The following is a 16,986-nucleotide window of genomic DNA, read 5'->3' on the forward strand; positions in this document are numbered from 1 at the left end:
ATAGATTTGAACTTCATTTATCGGTTATGTATTTTGTCAAATCCCTTTCTTCCTTCGTTGGCTTTACCCCAGATCAGTCTGGCATATGCCGAGGATGGAAAAAAAAGTCTATCTTACTTTTGATGATGGTCCAATTCCTGAAATTACACCTTTTATACTCGATATCCTAAAAAATATCAGGTCAAGGCAACATTTTTTTGTGTTGGTGAAAATATTAAAAAAATCCACATTTGTTTCAAAGAATTTTACAAGAAGGACATCAAGTAGGTAATCATACCTACAATCACCTCAAGGGCTGGGATACAAATGACGAGGTCTACATCGACAATGTAACTCAATGTCAGGAGCTAACACAAACCGATCTCTTTCGTCCACCTTATGCAAAAGCAACAAAATCACAGCTTAAAAAGTTATACAAAAATTATCGTGTGGTAATGTGGGATATCATGTCCGGCGACTTTGATCAGAAGCTAAGTCCTGAAAAATGCCTTGAAAATGTACTTCCCAATATACAGAATGGCTCGATTATCATCTTCCATGACAATATCAAAGCCATTCCCCGAGTTGAATACGCTTTACCTAGAACGATTGAATTTCTCCTAGCAAATCAATATCAAATAGTAAGACTAGAATAAGTATTAGGGCCTAGATCGCGATAAAACCACTTCAGATTCGTAATATTTACCTACACTCACACTGAAATATCCCAAAACATTATTGGACAGATTTGAAATCGGATTGGAAGGTGACGCTGCTCCAGGATTAATCATCTGGAAGCTATTCCAATAGTTATATGCGCCCAGATCAATGCATTGACGCAAAACCCGTACCCGATCTCCTATCTTGAGATCTCTATCGCGGTCGACAATATCATGTTGTACTTGCAGCCCATTATTATATTTATCACTAAACACATCGATAAAGCGCAACTCTCCCCGTTCACAGACATCTTATACTTATAATAGTTCCCTTTTTCTGGGGATCGTTAAAGACCAGTGTAGGATAATATATGGTGTCTGTAAATATGATCCGTTCGGAAAGTCCTATCGAATCCACATCCACATAGGACGGTACTGTCGAAGTTCCTTCAATTTCTTTGCCATCAGCGGTTTTGACATACAGTCGATAACTGGACTTTTCCTGTAGTCGCAATGTCTTATTGGTATACACACCATCGGATCCAGGCAAAAAGGTATATATACGATTATTTTGCAGATTTCTTATGTAAACTTCCGCATCTGTTATTGGAGCTAACATTGATTCTTTTAAACTGACGACTTTTTGAATACGGATCTCATGTAGTTGATCCGACACCATTAGATCAGCTGTAATCACGAGCTGGCCCGTGTTTTCAGGTAATTTCAAATCAATTTTATCTTCACAACCAATCAAAGTTATCCAAGCTATGGCGATCAATCCTACTATCTTTCTCATGTTGTGCTAAAATTTAAAGTTCCAAGTAATGGAGGGTATAGTTCCAAACAACGCAATCCTATAGATCTCTGTTATATTGGATTGTCCTTCTTTCTCTCTAAAATCAATCAAATAAGCATTTTTGCGATTATAAGCGTTATAAATTCCGAAAGATAAACTGGAATAAGTATTTTTGTACGCTTGATATCATAGGTCGCGGCGAGATCCAAGCGGTGATAAGCCGGCATACGTTGGCCATTCCGCTTATCGTAATAGAAGATGGTTCTATCGTCAACAAAATATTTCCCAGCAGGCATGGTTACCGCATCACCCGTATAATAGACAAAGTTTGCGCTTAGATTCCATTTAGGATTCAATTGATATTGTGCCACGACTGCGATATTATGAATCTTATCCTGACGCGCGTTAAACCACTCTCCATCATTGATCTGGTCAAATTGTCTTTCACTTTTGGATAATGTATAACTTATCCATCCACTAAGCCTCCCAATCGTTTCTTTATAAACCACTCAACGCCATATGCTCTTCCTTTTCCAAATAGCAGTTCACCATCCAGGAGTTCATTCGCCTGTAGATCAGCTCCATTCCTATAGTCGATCTGATTTTTAAGGTCTCTATAGTAACCTTCTACAGAAAACTCATACCTATTAGACGCAAAATTCCGAAAATAACCCAAGGAATATTGTGTTGACAATTGCGGTTTTATGGTATTGTTGCTTAACACGTACTGATCTGTTGGCAAGCTACTTGTTGTATTGCTCAATTGATGCAGGTACTGGACATTCGTATTATAAGAAGCCTTTAATGTTGTTAATTCATTCAAGGCGTAGTTCAGCGAAAGACGTGGCTCCAGGTAAACATATTTTTACCCATTTCTCCACTCCCCACATAGGTTGAATCAACAGCCTCTCCAGCATTATCATAGGTATAGAACATCCCCGGTCCTAAAGCGGCATACGCTGTTGCCCTAATACCATAATTCAGTTTGAATTTATCATTTATCGCCCAATCATCCGAAATGTATGCGGCAACATCCAACCCTTTGCGTTCTTGAATACGTAATGAATTTACTTTGGAATCTTCACCGGCTTCGATACTTGCTGGACGAATCTCCTGTAAGGCCGCCTGTAGACCAAACTTTAGATTGTGATGGTCCGAGAGGCTATATTGAAAATCCTGTTTAAAGTTATAATTGAAGATATCCGAACGAATCTTGAAATTATTGTCGTCTTCAATCTTCACCTGATAATTAAATTTACTGAATATCAATGTAGTATTACTGAATAAGCGATTGCTCCAAACATGATTCCAGCGCATCGTTCCGGTTGCGTTCCCCCAATTGAAGTCAAATAAATCATGGTAAGCCATGGCATCTTTACCGAAATATCCCGATAAATAAAGGGTATTCTTATCGTTAATCCTATAATTCAACTTGGCATTCAGGTCATAGAAGAATAATGCGCTTTTCTTAATGTTCTCATCACTTGAAAGCTTCAGGAATAAATCGGCGTAGGTACGTCTACCGGATATCATAAATGAACTCTTCCCTTTTTGTATAGGCCCCTCGACCTTCAGTCGTGACGCTATTAACCCTAATCCCCTTCAACATTAAAATGCTGGTTATTTCCATCCAAGGTTGTTATTTCCATGACCGAAGAGATCTTTCCTCCATACTGCGCGGGTACACCACCTTTATAAAAGTTGACATCTTTGATGGCATCAGAGTTAAAGGTTGAAAAGAAACCAAAAAGGTGAGAGCTATTGTAAACTGGGGCTTCATCCAACAAAATCAGATTTTGGTCTCCACCACCTCCACGAACATAAAAATTGCTACTTCCTTCGCCGCCACTTGTCACGCCTGGAAACAATTGAATTGTCTTTAAAATATCTTTCTCTCCAAATAATACAGGAACTTTCTCAATCTCCTTCGGACTAAATTGCGTCAAGCCGGGAGTCAAATCTTTGATCGATTTTCTTCTATTTCCAGTGACAACCACCTCAGCCAATTGATTTTCTTCGGGTACCAATTGTACAATGTAAGTAGAGTCTTTTCCTATTTGGACCGGTAAAACCTTTGTTCTATATCCCATTGAGGAAACTTCCAAGAAGGCCTCCTCTCCACGAAGGGATAAACTAAAAATCCATATTTATTGGAAGCCGTCGATTTTCTTTCTGTGTCATTACGGACCAAGGCGCCAATAATATTTTCACCACTTATACTATCTCTGATAAATCCTGATATAGATTTGGATTGTTGACCATAGGATTGCTGTGCGCAAAACAAAATAGAAGAAAAATAAAAAACAACCTTTATAGGTTTAAGCATAACAGATTGAAATCAAAAATTTATTGAAAATAATAAAAAAGCCTTACAATTTGCAAGGCTTAATAATAAGTTTATAATTTGTTAGTCAAGATCTTCTGGAAACAAAAATAGCATTTTATTCATTTAAGCCAAATATTTATCTATTTTTAATACTATTTTTTTCTGGCTGATTGAAAAATTCGTTAAAAAAGCCATTTGATAGATAATTGAGCGTGACCAATAGGCCCAATTATGCCCACCCTCACTTGTAACAAAGGTGTGGTTGATGTTGTGATACATGAGTTTGTCATGCAGCGCGATATTGACAGTATAGAAAAAATCCTCTTTACCACAATCAATCATCAGACGAAGTTTATTATTCAGCAATTTCGGGATCATATTGATCACCACTCGATCGTCCCAAGCCTGTGGCACATCTGCATAATTACCGATACGATCCTTAATTTCCCAATTTAAAGGGAAGGGTCTAAAATCAACACCACCTGCTGTACTACCCGCTGCTCCATAGAGATCCTGATGTTTTATCGCAAGCGATAAGGCCCCATGCCCTCCCATACTCAGTCCGGTAATTGCTCTACCTTTTCGATCTTTGACTGTCGTGTAATGCTGATCGATATAATCAACGAGTTCTTTGGAAACAAATGTTTCATATTGATAATTCCGATCGTTGGCACTATCCCAATACCAACTTCCAAATCCCCATCCGGACAAACCACCATATATCCATATTGGTCTGCCAAAGAAGCTACAGTGGTATTTTTAACCCAATTACTATAATTACCTGAATATCCGTGAAGTAAGTAAAGCACAGGATATTTCGTATTCGCTGAATAACCTTTGGGGAGAATAACGACTGTTTTAATCTCTTTTGCCATACTCCGACTTGGAATATTCAAGGTATCCACCTTGGCAGCCTTACTAGCCCATACAAAGCAAAATAGCGCAAGTGATAAAAGTAAAATTTGTTTTAAATTCATGATGTTAGCAATTGGTATATATGTTCATTCGATCTATTCAGACCGCTATCAATGATCTGTTTTACTGAATTGAGCTTGTTACTTATCCGCTGATTTAGAATTTTTTCAAAATAATAAAGATAGGATTTTAATCCAAATGGACGTTCACTAATTGTATAAAAGCCAGTCCCCTTATTATCAAAAGTGATCGCTTCCCCTGGGGCTCTACCGTATAAGGCACCTCGATTGGTTTCCGTTGCAGTGCACCTCCCCAAGATTCCCCGGTTTTCTCTTCCAATAAAAGATATGTGTAATATTCTTGATAAGCATCTCTCTTCCTGTTGGATCGATAGCCGAAGCTGTAGCAAAAGTAAAAGGAAGTTCGGCGACTTTGGTTAACGTAAAATACTGTTGTTGAACACCTTTAAAAACAGCAGCAGCATATACTGTGGAATGAAATTCACGCTTAGAAACGATATACAACATATTATCACGGGGATCAACCATAATGGATTCCGCATCTAAACGTTTTTGCCCCGGAAATTTGACAAATATGGTTTTAATATCTTTTTTGGATATGACGAGCGAATCATTGGCTGAAGGCTCAGGAAATACATACAGGCTTGCCCAAGTCCGCTTCCCAAGATTATTGCCGATATCAGCCAAAACCAGGTAATTTTTACCATTGATTTTGACGCGATCCATATCCTCACAATCAACCACATCCACACCTTCGAGTCTAAACTTTTTGAGTAGATTGGCCTGACGATCGATCAGATAGATGTTTGCACCATCCCCACTATCATTATGAACCCAAAAACAGCCCTCTTCTTGAGCCGCCACAATTCCAGACACTTCTTTTAACTGTGCATCTTTCAATTCGCCTAAGGGGATTTGTGTTTTAAAATAATCCTTGTTATTTTGGGCATATATCCGTAAGCCGGACAAAAAAGTACAATCATCACGAGTACTTTTGTTCGTGCAATATTCATGTTTAAAGATACGTTTTTATTGATATTTAATGCCCATTATGAAGAAATCCATTAAATCAAGTTTGTTTTTATCCTATTATTTCTATTCCAATATACTTTACAGGCACAAAGCACTTCGTTTCGGATAAAAGTAAAATCTGGACTTGACAATACGCCACCTTATCTTGTAAAGTATTACAATAGTAAAAACTGGGAGAATTTTTATGCGGAAATTCAACAGTTTAATTACAATGCCGCGTTTGAGTACAATATTCGTGTAAAAAAGACAAAAACAGCACAAGCGTCAATCTACACATTGGAGGAAATTATTAGCAAATTGAAAGTTGATCATTCTGACATCACCATTTGGGATGTCGGTGAGAATTATGTCAATGACCCAGTGTCTGGAAAATTGACCTGTCTACAGATAAAATCCAACAAAAAAACAAATGGGAATATATTTCGGTACCCATTCTCGGTTTTGATTACCAGGAACAGTATCGTTATCGCATCAAAGTAAAGCAAACGAAAGCAAAAGATACCGACAGTATACATTATGAATTGCTTAATATTATTTCCAAAGATAAAGTCACCGAGCTCCCCAGTGTTGCCTCATTCCTCGCCAGATTTAAGTGGAATTTGCTGCAGTTAAATGGCAAAGATGTAACAAGCAACAGCGCCAACATTGGTTTCGACGCAAAAAATGGAACGATCGCCGGATCGACGGGATGTAATAAATTTTGGGGAAATTTTAGCATTAAAGGCAATATGATAAGCTTTCCGAACTTGGCAAGCACCATGAAGTCTTGCAATGGACCCAATATTGAAAATGATTTCTTCGCGGTTGTTGAGCAAAAACAGATTCAATTTGATATCGCCGAGCAGACACTAAACTTATATATAGACGGAAGGCTAGTGATGATCTTCGGCTTGGAGCGTGAATAAAAAAAACACCCGAAGTCTGGGGACTCCGGGTATCTTAGCCATATTATTAACCTATTTTATGAAAAGTATTTATGCCATTTGGAAATGACATAAACAAATATGTGAAATAAAGCGGAAAGAATCGAAAGTACCACCTCATTTTAACATAATTTTAACACTTTGAAAATATTGAGAAAAATCCGCATAAAAATGATTTTTTTGAATATCCCAACCGACAAGATATCCTATCTTAACCATTTAAAGCATAACGATGATCAGAACATTTTTTACGACAACATCTCTATTATTGGCAACGACACTCTTTGCACAACAGAATCCCGTCATTCGTGGAAACTATGCAGATCCGGAGGGTATCATCTATGGAAACAAATATTGGATTTTTCCCACCTATTCGGCACCTTATGAAGAACAGGTATTTTTGATGCTTTTTCTTCATCAGATCTGACTAGCTGGACAAAACATCCCCGTGTACTTCAAAACAATCAGGTAACATGGGCAAAAAAGCGATGTGGGCTCCTGCTGTCCTCGAAAACAAGGGCAAATATTATTTATTCTTTAGTGCAAACGATGTCCATCAGGGCGAAATCGGCGGAATTGGTGTCGCTGTAGCAGACAAACCTGAAGGGCCTTATACAGATTTACTTGGCAAACCTTTGATCAATGACATTATCAATGGTGCGCAGCCTATAGATCAGTTTGTATTTAAAGATAAGGATGGAACATTCTACATGTATTATGGTGGCTGGAAGCATTGTAATTTGGTCAAACTTAAACCTGATTTTACGGGCTTGCTTCCCTTCGATGACGGGACCTATTACAAGGAAATTACACCAAAGGATTATGTAGAAGGGCCATTTATGTTTATTAAAAATGGTAAATACTATTTTATGTGGTCCGAAGGTGGTTGGACTGGTCCGGATTATAAAGTGGCTTACGCAATTGCCGATTCTCCTTTTGGACCATTTGAACGTATCGGAACAATTCTCGAACGTGATCCAAAGGTTGCTGTCGGTGCTGGGCATCATTCCGTTATCAAAGTACCCAATAAAGACAAATATTTCATCGTCTATCACCGTAGGCCATTAGGAAAGGAAGGAGCCAATGAACGTGTCACCTGTATCGAAGAGATGAAATTTGACAAAAATGGTCATATTCTCCCGGTCGAAATGACCTTTAAAGGTGTCAAATACCCATTAAAATAGATTATTTTTCCCAAGGGAGTAAGAAATATACATACAACCAAACCTAAACAGAAGAGCCCCGATCGATGACCGGGGCTCTCATTATTTAATTAAGACAATTAGCAATTAAATACCCGCTATTGCACTATTTAATGTCTCTGAAGGACGCATAGCTTTTGTTGCTAATTCGTCATTAGGGAAGTAATAACCACCGATGTTTTGTGCCTGACCTTGTGCTCCGATCAATTCTTCATTGATTTTAGCTTCGTTATCTGTCAATACTTGTGCAACACCTGCAAATCGATTTGCTAAATCTGCATCTTTCGTTTGAGCAGCTAAAGCCTGAGCCCAATATAATGTTAAATAAAAATGAGATCCACGGTTATCAATCTGCCCCACTCGACGCGCCGGAGATTTATCATTTGCCAAGAATTTCTCTGTTGCTTCGTCTAACGTCTCTGCTAAAACCAGCGCTTTAGCATTATTTTGCGTTTGCGACAAGTGCTCCAAAGAAGCACCCAGTGCCAAAAATTCGCCTAATGAATCCCAACGTAGGTAACCTTCCTGAAGAAATTGCTCTACGTGTTTTGGAGCCGAGCCACCTGCACCAGTTTCAAACAAACCACCACCATTCATCAATGGTACAATAGACAACATTTTTGCTGAAGTACCAACTTCCAAAATAGGGAATAAATCTGTCAGATAATCACGTAATACGTTACCTGTTACAGAGATTGTATCTTCGCCTTTACGGATACGCTCCAAAGAGAATTTAGTAGCTTCTATTGGTGAAAGGATTCTAATATCCAAACCTGTTGTATCAAAATCAGGCAAGTATTTCTCTACTTTCTTGATGATCTCTCTATCGTGAGCACGGCCTTTATCTAACCAGAATACTGCTGGAGTACCAGACAAACGCGCGCGGTTTACTGCTAATTTTACCCAATCTTGAATAGGTGCATCTTTTGTTTGACACATGCGGAAGATATCACCTTCATCAACCTTTTGCTCCATGTATACATTACCTTCGGCATCTACGACACGGATCACACCATTACCAGCAGCCTGGAAAGTTTTGTCGTGTGAACCATATTCTTCCGCTTTCTGAGCCATCAAACCAACATTTGGAACAGAACCCATTGTTTTGGGATCCAAAGCGCCATTTGCTTTACAGTCTTCTATTGTAGCTTCATAAACACCTGCGTAAGAACGGTCGGGAACCATGGCGATGGTATCTTCTTCTTGGCCTTCCTTATTCCACATTTTACCACCGATACGGATCATTGCTGGCATAGAAGCATCAATAATTACATCAGAAGGAACATGGAAATTTGTAATACCTTTATCTGAGTTAACCATTGCCAAAGCAGGACCTTTTGCGATCGCAGCATCGATAGCAGCTTTCACTTCCGCTTCCTTTGCGTGACCTGCAATTTTAGCATATACTTCACCTAAACCATTGTTTTTGTTGACCCCAGTTCTTTGAACAAGTCGCCATACGCTGCAAACACATCTGCAAAGTATGTTTCAACCACTGCTCCAAAGATAATTGGATCGGAAACTTTCATCATTGTTGCTTTCAAATGCGCAGATAACAATACACCAGCAGCTTTCGCTTCTGCTATTGCATCAGCAACAAAACCTTTCAATGCATTCAAGCTTAAGGTCGAAGTATCTATTACTTCACCAGCTTTCAACGGAGAAAGACCTTTTAATTCAGTAACAGCACCTTGTGCATCCACAAATTCAATTTTGAATTGACCTGCTTTTTCTACTGTTACAGATTGCTCTGAACCATAGAAATCACCAGATGTCATCGATGCTACCTTCGTTTTTGAATCCTTTGCCCAAGCACCCATCTTATGTGGATTTGCTTTAGCATAATTCTTCACCGCCTTAGGTGCGCGACGGTCAGAGTTACCTTCACGTAATACCGGGTTTACAGCTGATCCCAATACTTTCGCATATTTAGCCTTGATGGATTTTTCTTCCTCAGTAGTTGCTTCATCTGGATAGTTTGGAATAGCATAACCAGCTTTTGTAATTCGGCAATAGCACCCTTCAACTGTGGAATAGACGCAGAAATATTTGGCAACTTGATAATGTTTGCCTCTGGAGTTGTTGCCATCTGCCCCAACTCTGCCAATGCATCGGCAATTTTTTGATCTTCTTTTAAAAATTCTGGAAAGCTTGCAAGAACACGACCTGCTAAAGAGATATCTCTCAATTCAACATCGATATCAGCTGTAGCTGTAATCGCTTGTACAATAGGCAAAAACGAGTAAGTCGCCAACAAAGGTGCTTCGTCTGTTTTTGTCCAAACAATTTTTGATTTGTTTGACATAGTAATCTATTAGAAATATGTTTAATTTTTAATGCTATGTGAAATCAGTGAAAAATCTAAATTTCTCAAAATTTCGCCTAAAGATAAGAATTAATGCTATAAACCATGCGTTAATCCGACCTTTTGACAATAAAATTGTGAAAATAAATATATTTTGGCAATACAGAATAAGTTTGCCATCATCGCTTTAAAAGACAGCCCTCTTGACATTTCAGTGACGAGATAATAGGATTGAAATCCTAATTTAGTCAAACAAAAATTATTATTAAGCATGAAATCATTCAAATTGAACAATGGAATTGATATTCCAGCAATTGGATTTGGAACCTGGCAAATTCCGGAAGGAGAAGACGCATACCAAGCTGTTAAGGAAGCTCTGGCAGCAGGATATACACATATTGACACTGCGGCAATTTATGGTAATGAGAAAAGTGTCGGCAGAGCGATCAAAGATAGCGGAATAGCTCGTAATACGTTATTTATAACAACCAAACTTTGGAATACTGAACGTGGTTATGATAAGACAATAGCTGCATTTGAAAAATCCCTTGCAGACTTGGAATTGGAATATCTGGACCTGTATTTGATACACTGGCCAGCCAACGAAACTCAATTTGAGGATTGGGCAGCGATTAATGCCGATACCTGGAAAGCCCTTGAATATTTATACCAACAGGGAAAGGTGAAAGCTATTGGGGTTAGCAATTTCCCGAAAGAGTATCTCGCCAAATTATTGGAAACAGCAACGATCATCCCGGCTGTCAATCAAATTGAATTCCACCCTGGTTATCTGCAAGAGGAAACTGTCGAGCTTTGCAAATCAAATGATATTTTGGTGCAGGCATGGTCTCCACTAGGCTCAGGAAGAATATTGCAGGATGAGACCCTGATCGCTTTAGCGGAACAGAAGTCTACCAGTGTCGGACAGATCTGTATTAAATTTGCTCTCTCGCAGGGCATTTTACCACTACCAAAATCCACCAATCCGGCAAATATTAAACGAAACTTGGATATTGATAGCTTCGATCTTACGGAGGAGGATATCAGGACAATTCGGACATTACCAGCAATGGGCTTCTCCGGATCGGATCCTAAAAAAGTAGCATTCTAAATCATCGATAGTATTCCAAATCACATAGCAAGAGTCCTCCAAGCGAATATGCTTGGAGGACTTTTTATCTTTTTCCACCTCGAACCTGTTGATTTTGAATTGCGACAGCAAGTTCCCCAACTACATGCTGCCTGTGAATAAATTGACAGCTTCCCGTTGTTGATGCGGCAAGTTCCATTCTTTTAGCCCTACCCCACGCTCTTAACACGATTTGCAAATTCCAAAAAACAAGAAATATAGGCTTGCTCGAAACAAAAGTTTAGCGCAACTGTTAATACTGCATACATTAAATACAATAAGGCCTACCCACGACGTGATGTGTCGATATACAACAAAACGTTTGCTGATAGGAAGTAGTATATTATTGAAAAAAGTATTTGAACCAATTGGCGAGTTGACACGAATAATCTATACCATAGGCACTTCCATTTCTAAATTCGCAGCGGGATTGAAGTCTGCAAATGCTGAAGTCAATATTGTATAGGCATCTTACACTATTTTTAAAGAATCCGGAAAGATTTAAATTTAACAACACTATTATGGCAAATTCATTTTTAAAAACAATCAGGTCCTCCATTAAACATTGGTATATTCCGCTTATCATTGGAATTCTTTTGATTTTATTGGGTTTCTATACGATATCCACGCCAGTCGCATCCTTTCTCGCATTGAGTATGTTGTTTTCCTGGTCATTCATTGTTTCTGGGATACTAGAAATTATTTTTGCCTTACAAAACAAAAATGAGGTTGACGGTTGGGGCTGGTACCTTACCGGTGGTATCCTTTACGCCTTATTTGGAATTTTATTGATGACCAATCCCCTGTTATCTGCAGGAACTTTGGCTTTTATTGTCGGATTTTATGCTTTGTTCAGATCTTTTCAATTGTTGTCTTTCTCCTTTGATCTCAAAAACTATGGCAGTAAATCTTGGGGCTGGATTACATTATTTTCGGTACTAGGTATTGTCTTTAGCTTTATTTTACTTTGGAACCCGCTTTTTGCAGGGTTATCTCTTGTGATATGGACCGGAATGGCAATTAGTACCGCTGGCTTTGCTGCCTGTGTATTTGCTTTTCAGCTGAAAAGCCTGAAAAATATCCCCGACAAACTTCCTAACGAATGGAAAGAACGTTACGAAAAATTAAAAGAAGAGTTTGAACAACACAACAAATAGAGAAAGGTATATAAAAGATAGCTTCCTACTATAAGAATAAAACCATCTTAAAAGATGGTTTTATTCTTTGATCTCCACGATGCTAAAAGGAACTTTTTCTAAAGGGAAGTCCTGTTGATCTGTTTTCACCTGGCTAATCTTCAAGATCACATCAAGACCTGATATATTTCGCCAAAGACTGTAAAATCATGATCAAGCCTAGGTTGTCCACCGTGCGCTAAATATTCCTTGCGCTGTTTTTTACTGTATTTTATACCCTTTTTTATTTCCAGACTATCGAGATCAGCAGAACTGATCTTCTTTCCAACGACAAAATAGATTTGATTCAAGAAAGAGGCTTTTTCAGGGTTACCATCACGTCCCGCCCCCAATGCGCCCATTTTGTGAAAAGCACGTTGGTCGAATTCGGCAGCCAAACGGGGTTTGCGGTGCTGGGGATCTACCGCCTCTCTCTTTTCAATATCTATATCGTGCTCACCACCTTGTACCACAAAATTTTCAATAATGCGATTAAATAATGCGCCTTGGTAGACAGTATCCTTTATGGACTTTAAGATCAGATCCCGATGATTTGGCGTAAAATCATAGAGCACCACCTTAAATTCTCCAAATGCGGTTTTAAATAACAGCCGTTTTGACTGGGCATTACTGTTACTCATGCAGATGAACAACAGGCCTATAATCAGTGTGATTTTCTTCATATTTATTAACAGAATCAACTTATTCAAAATTTCGTATAAAAATACACTAAATTTCAATTCGAGGAAATCCGTTTATTATTATATTTGGATTATAACAATTCAAATTTATGCAGTATATCCCAAACCCTGATCGCTACCAACAGATGATATACAATCGTTGTGGTAAATCCGGTCTTCAGTTACCAGCTATTTCTTTAGGTCTATGGCACAACTTTGGAAACGACACAGCCCACCAAACCAAAGTTGATATCTGTACGACAGCTTTTGATCTTGGAATCACGCATTTTGACCTTGCCAATAATTATGGTCCGCCTCCAGGAAGTGCAGAAACCGCATTCGGACAAATTCTTAAGCAACAGTTCGCTGGCCACCGGGATGAATTGATTATTTCGTCGAAGGCAGGGTACCACATGTGGGATGGTCCTTATGGCGAATGGGGCAGCAGAAAGTATATTATTTCCAGCTGTGATCAATCTTTAAAACGTCTAGGTACAGATTATGTTGACATTTTCTATTCACATCGCTTTGACCCAAACACACCATTAGAAGAAACCATGTTGGCTTTGGATCAACTTGTACGGAGTGGAAAAGCCCTTTATATTGGTATTTCGTCTTATAATTCGCAACGTACCAAAGAGGCTTACGCAATATTGAAATCCTTAGGAACACCGTTTATAATCCATCAGCCCAGCTATTCTATGTTAAACCGATGGGTGGAGACAGATGGGCTATTGGACACACTGGATGAAATCGGTATTGGCTCTATTGTTTTTCGCCACTCGCCCAGGGCATGCTAACGGACAAATATTTACATCATATCCCAGAGGATAGCAGGGCATCACAATCAAAATCCTTGCAGACAAAGTTTTTAAGTGAGGAAAACAGACAGAACATACAGGCACTTCATGCTATTGCACAACGCAGGGGGCAGTCTTTGGCCCAAATGGCCATCGCTTGGGTCTTTCGCAACCAGCAAGTGACTTCGGCACTGATCGGCGCATCAAGCCACAACAGGTCATCGATTGCGTAGGGTCGCTCAAGAACCTATCATTTAGTCCAGAAGAAATTCATGAGATTGATCTGTATGCAAAAGATGGACATATCAATATATGGGCTCAATCTGCGGAGATTAATAAAGGCTAGATCAAAGTATAAATTACTTCATTAACATAAAAGCGTATTGATTATCTTAAGGTAATTAATACGCTTTTTACATATAATTCCATTAAATCAACACACATTGATTTAATGCATGATCTTCAAAATTTTCTCAAATGTATTCACATTCCTGCTTGTGAACTTATCTTTCAGATTTTTCTTACCCAATACTTTTCCGAATGTTGAATCCAATGTATTTCCTTTAGGGACCTGCCAGTAAAACAGTCCATTGATCACTTCCGCTTTTTCATTATTGGCTTTGGTACTTTTATTAAATTCATCTAGGAGAACTTCTTCTATCCCATGTAAACCTACAAAACCATAAATATGAAAATCAGGATGTTTTTCAAAGGGAATGTTACTCCAAAATAAACTCGTTTCTTCCTGCGACTTAATGAAAAGGAAGGATTCATAGGAAAAATAACTGGACATCGCTGCTTCCAGAACTATTTTAAGTTCTTCCGCGGACCTATCCGAAGAAAAAACAATATTTCCGGAAGCCAACACCGAACTTACCTGATCCATCCCAGCATCTTTAAATACCTGGCATACATCGACCATCTTCATGTTGGTTCCTTTACATTTACCCCTCGTAAAAACGCGCAGTATTTCATCTTTTATCGATTTATTAAACTTCATCCATCGGATTCCAAAATATCTTTTTAAAATCCTTGATCCTGAGATTATTTATTCCAACGCCTTCGTTTTCGAGTTTAGACTGAAACTCTGGAACCGACAGTACTCCGCCACTTGAAATCACCCGATGCGCAGGCACATCTTTGGGACATCCTCCCATTGCTTTTCCAACATGGCGGGAATGATTTGGATAACCCAGCGCTTTAGCAATTGCGCCATATGTTGAAACTCGCCCTTTTGGAATTAATCTCGCCAATTCATACACTTGCTGTTTAAATGTTTCATCCATATTGTATCTATTAGATCCCTAACTCAACTTATCATTAGGCCCTACAGATCGTTCAGATCAGTAATGATAAGCCAAAATCAATATAATTCAATGTCGACTAAAGATACAAAAAAACAGATGCTTAACGATAGCATGACTAAACTTAAATTGTGGATAAATTTATCCTCAGGCTGCATAGTTCCGCTAAAAACAGTGCGTGTTTTAATAAAGGAGATAACTTCAAAAGGAAAACAACACCTGTTCAGATCCTAGGTTAAGAAAGATTCATCTAGCATGGCTACAAATTGCTAATAAGTAAAAAAGGTCCTTAATATAATTATTAAGGACCTTTTACAATTTTGTACGCCAATCAGGATTCGAACCTGAGACCGTCGGTTTAGAAAACCGATGCTCTATCCAGCTGAGCTATTGGCGCGTCGTTTTCGGTAATGCAAAAGTAGACATTTGTTCAACAATTCCAAAATATCATATGCTTTTTTTTGCGGTTTTTCAATAACTGATTGCTTTTCAATAAGATTATTTTATTGATCTAGGTCAAACAAAAATTTAAAAGCTGCTGTTACCTTTGTATTATTAAACAAATAAGAAAACACAAAAATTATGGCACAAGGAAAATGGGAATTAGACGCTGCACATAGCGAGATAGAATTCAAAGTAAAACACATGATGATCACAAATGTTAAAGGAAACTTTGACAATTTTAAAATAGATCTTGATACAGACGATGATAATTTTGATAATGCTCTTGCAAAAGTAACTATCGATACAGCATCAATCAATACACGAAATGAACAACAGGATGGACACTTAAAAAGTGCTGATTTTTTGACGTAGAAAAATATCCAGCGATAACATTTGAAGCAACAAGCTTAGCGAATGAAGAAATCAAAGGAAATCTGACTATCCGGGACGTGACTCGACCTGTCGTATTTGAATTGGAATTTGCAGGTATTCAGAAAGACCCTTGGGGAAATACCAAAGCTGGATTTATCGTAGAAGGAAAGATCAAACGCTCAGAATTTGGACTTAATTGGAATGCAGCTCTTGAAACAGGCGGTGTGATGGTGAGTGATGACGTAAAATTTAGTGCTGATATCCAGTTTATAAAAGCAAAATAAGAAGTATTTCTAAAATAAAATTTGGCAGGAGAGCAAAAATTCGTACTTTTGTCGCGGAGAGTTGGCAGAGTGGTCGAATGCGGCGGTCTTGAAAACCGTTAACTGTCACAGGTTCGGGGTTCGAATCCCTCACTCTCCGCAGAATAAGCCTTTCAGAAATGAAAGGCTTTTTCGTTGTATTTGGATGCGAACCAGAAGGGTTGGCCGGGGTTCGAACTTTATCATCGCGGGTTATGGCAAGGGGTGTGGGACGCGATAAATCCCTCACTCTCCGCAGAAAAAGCCTTTCAGAAATGAAAGGCTTTTTCGTTGTATTCGGATGCGAACCAGAAGGGTTGGCCGGGGTTCGAACTTTATCATCGCGGGTTATGGCAAGGGGTGTGGGACGCGATAAATCCCTCACTCTCCGCAGAATAAGCCTTTCAGAAATGAAAGGCTTTTTTCGTTGTATTCGGATTCGAACCAGAAGGGCTGGCCGGGGTTCGAACTTTATCATCGCGGGTTATAGCAAGGGGTGTGGGACGCGATAAATCGCTCACTCTCCGCAGAAAAAGCCTTTCAAAAATGAAAGGCTTTTTTCGTTGTATTTGGATTCGAACCAGAAGGGTTGGCAATTGGGGAGGCATAATACACTTCTCCAT

The 16,986-nt window shown here is 38.8% G+C and carries 20 protein-coding genes, 2 tRNA genes and 5 pseudogenes; 13 read left to right on the forward strand and 14 right to left on the reverse strand.

Annotated elements, in window-relative coordinates; translation table 11 throughout:
* The first annotated feature begins 94 nt into the window (after positions 1 to 94).
* Together KUH03_RS44990 and KUH03_RS00005 are read left to right on the forward strand one after the other, a co-directional pair.
* A complete protein-coding gene (locus tag KUH03_RS44990) occupies positions 95 to 271 on the forward strand; it encodes a polysaccharide deacetylase family protein (protein ID WP_306429395.1) in 177 nt (58 codons plus the stop codon).
* The gene (locus tag KUH03_RS00005; RefSeq protein WP_306429396.1) at positions 231 to 635 is read left to right on the forward strand and encodes a polysaccharide deacetylase family protein; all 405 of its coding nucleotides are present in this window, start codon (positions 231 to 233) and stop codon (positions 633 to 635) included. Before KUH03_RS44990 ends, KUH03_RS00005 begins: the two co-directional genes overlap by 41 nt.
* Positions 636 to 638: 3 nt before the next feature.
* Here KUH03_RS00005 and KUH03_RS00010 read toward each other — a convergent pair whose 3' ends face one another.
* The 9 genes from KUH03_RS00010 to KUH03_RS00045 all read right to left on the reverse strand — a co-directional run bounded on the left by KUH03_RS00010 (position 639) and on the right by KUH03_RS00045 (position 5,664).
* A complete protein-coding gene (locus tag KUH03_RS00010; RefSeq protein ID WP_257091003.1) occupies positions 639 to 929 on the reverse strand; it encodes a hypothetical protein in 291 nt (96 codons plus the stop codon).
* Between the two features lie 10 nt (positions 930 to 939).
* Entirely contained in the window at positions 940 to 1,434 is a 495-nt protein-coding gene (locus tag KUH03_RS00015) for a DUF4249 domain-containing protein (protein WP_257091004.1), read from the reverse strand.
* Between the two features lie 107 nt (positions 1,435 to 1,541).
* Entirely contained in the window at positions 1,542 to 1,943 is a 402-nt protein-coding gene (locus tag KUH03_RS00020) for a TonB-dependent receptor (protein ID WP_257091005.1), read from the reverse strand.
* The gene (locus tag KUH03_RS00025) at positions 1,901 to 2,257 is read right to left on the reverse strand and encodes a TonB-dependent receptor (RefSeq protein ID WP_257091006.1); all 357 of its coding nucleotides are present in this window, start codon (positions 2,255 to 2,257) and stop codon (positions 1,901 to 1,903) included. Before KUH03_RS00025 ends, KUH03_RS00020 begins: the two co-directional genes overlap by 43 nt.
* Positions 2,258 to 2,265: 8 nt before the next feature.
* On the reverse strand, positions 2,266 to 2,967 hold the full coding sequence (locus KUH03_RS00030; RefSeq protein WP_257091007.1) for a hypothetical protein: 702 nt from the start codon (positions 2,965 to 2,967) through the stop codon (positions 2,266 to 2,268).
* A gap of 59 nt (positions 2,968 to 3,026) precedes the next feature.
* Positions 3,027 to 3,539 carry a TonB-dependent siderophore receptor gene (locus KUH03_RS00035; RefSeq protein WP_257091008.1) on the reverse strand — a complete coding sequence of 171 codons (513 nt, stop codon included), beginning with the start codon at positions 3,537 to 3,539 and terminating at the stop codon, positions 3,027 to 3,029.
* A 344-nt stretch (positions 3,540 to 3,883) separates the two neighbouring features.
* Complete coding sequence (locus KUH03_RS44995) at positions 3,884 to 4,375, reverse strand: alpha/beta hydrolase family protein (protein ID WP_306429909.1); 492 nt, start codon at positions 4,373 to 4,375, stop codon at positions 3,884 to 3,886.
* Entirely contained in the window at positions 4,318 to 4,737 is a 420-nt protein-coding gene (locus tag KUH03_RS45000) for an alpha/beta hydrolase-fold protein (protein ID WP_306429397.1), read from the reverse strand. Before KUH03_RS45000 ends, KUH03_RS44995 begins: the two co-directional genes overlap by 58 nt.
* 204 nt (positions 4,738 to 4,941) lie before the next feature.
* Positions 4,942 to 5,664: a hypothetical protein gene (locus KUH03_RS00045; RefSeq protein ID WP_257091009.1), complete on the reverse strand. Its 723-nt coding sequence runs from the start codon at positions 5,662 to 5,664 to the stop codon at positions 4,942 to 4,944.
* 168 nt (positions 5,665 to 5,832) lie between these two features.
* On the opposite strand from KUH03_RS00045, the pseudogene KUH03_RS47850 reads away from it, so the two are divergent.
* The 5 genes and pseudogenes from KUH03_RS47850 to KUH03_RS00065 all read left to right on the forward strand — a co-directional run.
* Positions 5,833 to 6,012, forward strand: a pseudogene (locus tag KUH03_RS47850) (DUF4377 domain-containing protein); the annotation flags it as partial.
* Positions 6,013 to 6,158: 146 nt separating this feature from the next.
* Positions 6,159 to 6,209, forward strand: a pseudogene (locus tag KUH03_RS47855) (hypothetical protein); the annotation flags it as partial.
* Between the two features lie 39 nt (positions 6,210 to 6,248).
* A complete protein-coding gene (locus tag KUH03_RS00055; RefSeq protein ID WP_257091010.1) occupies positions 6,249 to 6,632 on the forward strand; it encodes an META domain-containing protein in 384 nt (127 codons plus the stop codon).
* Positions 6,633 to 6,882: 250 nt separating this feature from the next.
* Complete coding sequence (locus tag KUH03_RS00060) at positions 6,883 to 7,077, forward strand: hypothetical protein (protein ID WP_257091011.1); 195 nt, start codon at positions 6,883 to 6,885, stop codon at positions 7,075 to 7,077.
* Between the two features lie 46 nt (positions 7,078 to 7,123).
* Positions 7,124 to 7,834 (forward strand): glycoside hydrolase family 43 protein, encoded by a 711-nt coding sequence (locus KUH03_RS00065; RefSeq protein WP_257091012.1) that lies wholly within the window; start codon positions 7,124 to 7,126, stop codon positions 7,832 to 7,834.
* 105 nt (positions 7,835 to 7,939) lie between these two features.
* Here the strand turns inward: KUH03_RS00065 and KUH03_RS47860 are convergent.
* Positions 7,940 to 10,157, reverse strand: a pseudogene (locus KUH03_RS47860) (NADP-dependent isocitrate dehydrogenase).
* 271 nt (positions 10,158 to 10,428) lie between these two features.
* Between KUH03_RS47860 and KUH03_RS00085 the strand changes: the two are divergent.
* The 3 genes from KUH03_RS00085 to KUH03_RS00095 all read left to right on the forward strand — a co-directional run bounded on the left by KUH03_RS00085 (position 10,429) and on the right by KUH03_RS00095 (position 12,443).
* A complete protein-coding gene (locus KUH03_RS00085; protein ID WP_257091014.1) occupies positions 10,429 to 11,268 on the forward strand; it encodes an aldo/keto reductase in 840 nt (279 codons plus the stop codon).
* Between the two features lie 340 nt (positions 11,269 to 11,608).
* Complete coding sequence (locus tag KUH03_RS00090) at positions 11,609 to 11,752, forward strand: hypothetical protein (protein ID WP_257091015.1); 144 nt, start codon at positions 11,609 to 11,611, stop codon at positions 11,750 to 11,752.
* A 55-nt stretch (positions 11,753 to 11,807) separates the two neighbouring features.
* A complete protein-coding gene (locus KUH03_RS00095) occupies positions 11,808 to 12,443 on the forward strand; it encodes an HdeD family acid-resistance protein (protein WP_257091016.1) in 636 nt (211 codons plus the stop codon).
* Positions 12,444 to 12,589: 146 nt separating this feature from the next.
* On the opposite strand, the gene KUH03_RS00100 is transcribed toward KUH03_RS00095, so the two are convergent.
* Positions 12,590 to 13,144: a peptidylprolyl isomerase gene (locus KUH03_RS00100; RefSeq protein ID WP_257091017.1), complete on the reverse strand. Its 555-nt coding sequence runs from the start codon at positions 13,142 to 13,144 to the stop codon at positions 12,590 to 12,592.
* Positions 13,145 to 13,287: 143 nt separating this feature from the next.
* Between KUH03_RS00100 and KUH03_RS00105 the strand changes: the two are divergent.
* A pseudogene (locus KUH03_RS00105) lies at positions 13,288 to 14,174 on the forward strand (aldo/keto reductase).
* Positions 14,175 to 14,389: 215 nt separating this feature from the next.
* On the opposite strand, the gene KUH03_RS00110 reads toward KUH03_RS00105, so the two are convergent.
* From KUH03_RS00110 to KUH03_RS00120, 3 genes are all read right to left on the reverse strand, one after another.
* The gene (locus tag KUH03_RS00110; protein WP_257091018.1) at positions 14,390 to 14,941 is read right to left on the reverse strand and encodes a DUF1697 domain-containing protein; all 552 of its coding nucleotides are present in this window, start codon (positions 14,939 to 14,941) and stop codon (positions 14,390 to 14,392) included.
* On the reverse strand, positions 14,931 to 15,227 hold the full coding sequence (locus tag KUH03_RS00115) for an MGMT family protein (RefSeq protein WP_257091019.1): 297 nt from the start codon (positions 15,225 to 15,227) through the stop codon (positions 14,931 to 14,933). Before KUH03_RS00115 ends, KUH03_RS00110 begins: the two co-directional genes overlap by 11 nt.
* Before the next feature lie 341 nt (positions 15,228 to 15,568).
* Positions 15,569 to 15,642, reverse strand: a tRNA-Arg gene (locus KUH03_RS00120).
* Positions 15,643 to 15,893: 251 nt separating this feature from the next.
* On the opposite strand from KUH03_RS00120, the pseudogene KUH03_RS00125 reads away from it, so the two are divergent.
* Together KUH03_RS00125 and KUH03_RS00130 are read left to right on the forward strand one after the other, a co-directional pair.
* Positions 15,894 to 16,345 (forward strand): annotated as a pseudogene (locus KUH03_RS00125) (YceI family protein).
* A 55-nt stretch (positions 16,346 to 16,400) separates the two neighbouring features.
* Positions 16,401 to 16,484 (forward strand) — tRNA-Ser (locus tag KUH03_RS00130).
* Positions 16,485 to 16,986 lie beyond the last annotated feature (502 nt).

Origin of the sequence: Sphingobacterium sp. E70 (genome assembly GCF_019285695.1) — a bacterium.
GTDB classification, from domain to species: Bacteria; Bacteroidota; Bacteroidia; order Sphingobacteriales; family Sphingobacteriaceae; genus Sphingobacterium; species Sphingobacterium detergens.

What these genes read in the sequence shown, in the direction of transcription:
- KUH03_RS44990 (WP_306429395.1), top strand. Translation starts at nt 95, where the DNA reads ATGGAAAAAAAAGTCTATCTTACTTTTGATGATGGTCCAATTCCTGAA.
- KUH03_RS00015 (WP_257091004.1), bottom strand. Translation starts at nt 1,434, where the DNA reads ATGAGAAAGATAGTAGGATTGATCGCCATAGCTTGGATAACTTTGATT.
- KUH03_RS00030 (WP_257091007.1), bottom strand. Translation starts at nt 2,967, where the DNA reads ATGATATCCGGTAGACGTACCTACGCCGATTTATTCCTGAAGCTTTCA.
- KUH03_RS45000 (WP_306429397.1), bottom strand. Translation starts at nt 4,737, where the DNA reads ATGAATTTAAAACAAATTTTACTTTTATCACTTGCGCTATTTTGCTTT.
- KUH03_RS00060 (WP_257091011.1), top strand. Translation starts at nt 6,883, where the DNA reads ATGATCAGAACATTTTTTACGACAACATCTCTATTATTGGCAACGACA.
- KUH03_RS00065 (WP_257091012.1), top strand. Translation starts at nt 7,124, where the DNA reads ATGGGCAAAAAAGCGATGTGGGCTCCTGCTGTCCTCGAAAACAAGGGC.
- KUH03_RS00085 (WP_257091014.1), top strand. Translation starts at nt 10,429, where the DNA reads ATGAAATCATTCAAATTGAACAATGGAATTGATATTCCAGCAATTGGA.
- KUH03_RS00095 (WP_257091016.1), top strand. Translation starts at nt 11,808, where the DNA reads ATGGCAAATTCATTTTTAAAAACAATCAGGTCCTCCATTAAACATTGG.
- KUH03_RS00100 (WP_257091017.1), bottom strand. Translation starts at nt 13,144, where the DNA reads ATGAAGAAAATCACACTGATTATAGGCCTGTTGTTCATCTGCATGAGT.
- KUH03_RS00110 (WP_257091018.1), bottom strand. Translation starts at nt 14,941, where the DNA reads ATGAAGTTTAATAAATCGATAAAAGATGAAATACTGCGCGTTTTTACG.
- KUH03_RS00115 (WP_257091019.1), bottom strand. Translation starts at nt 15,227, where the DNA reads ATGGATGAAACATTTAAACAGCAAGTGTATGAATTGGCGAGATTAATT.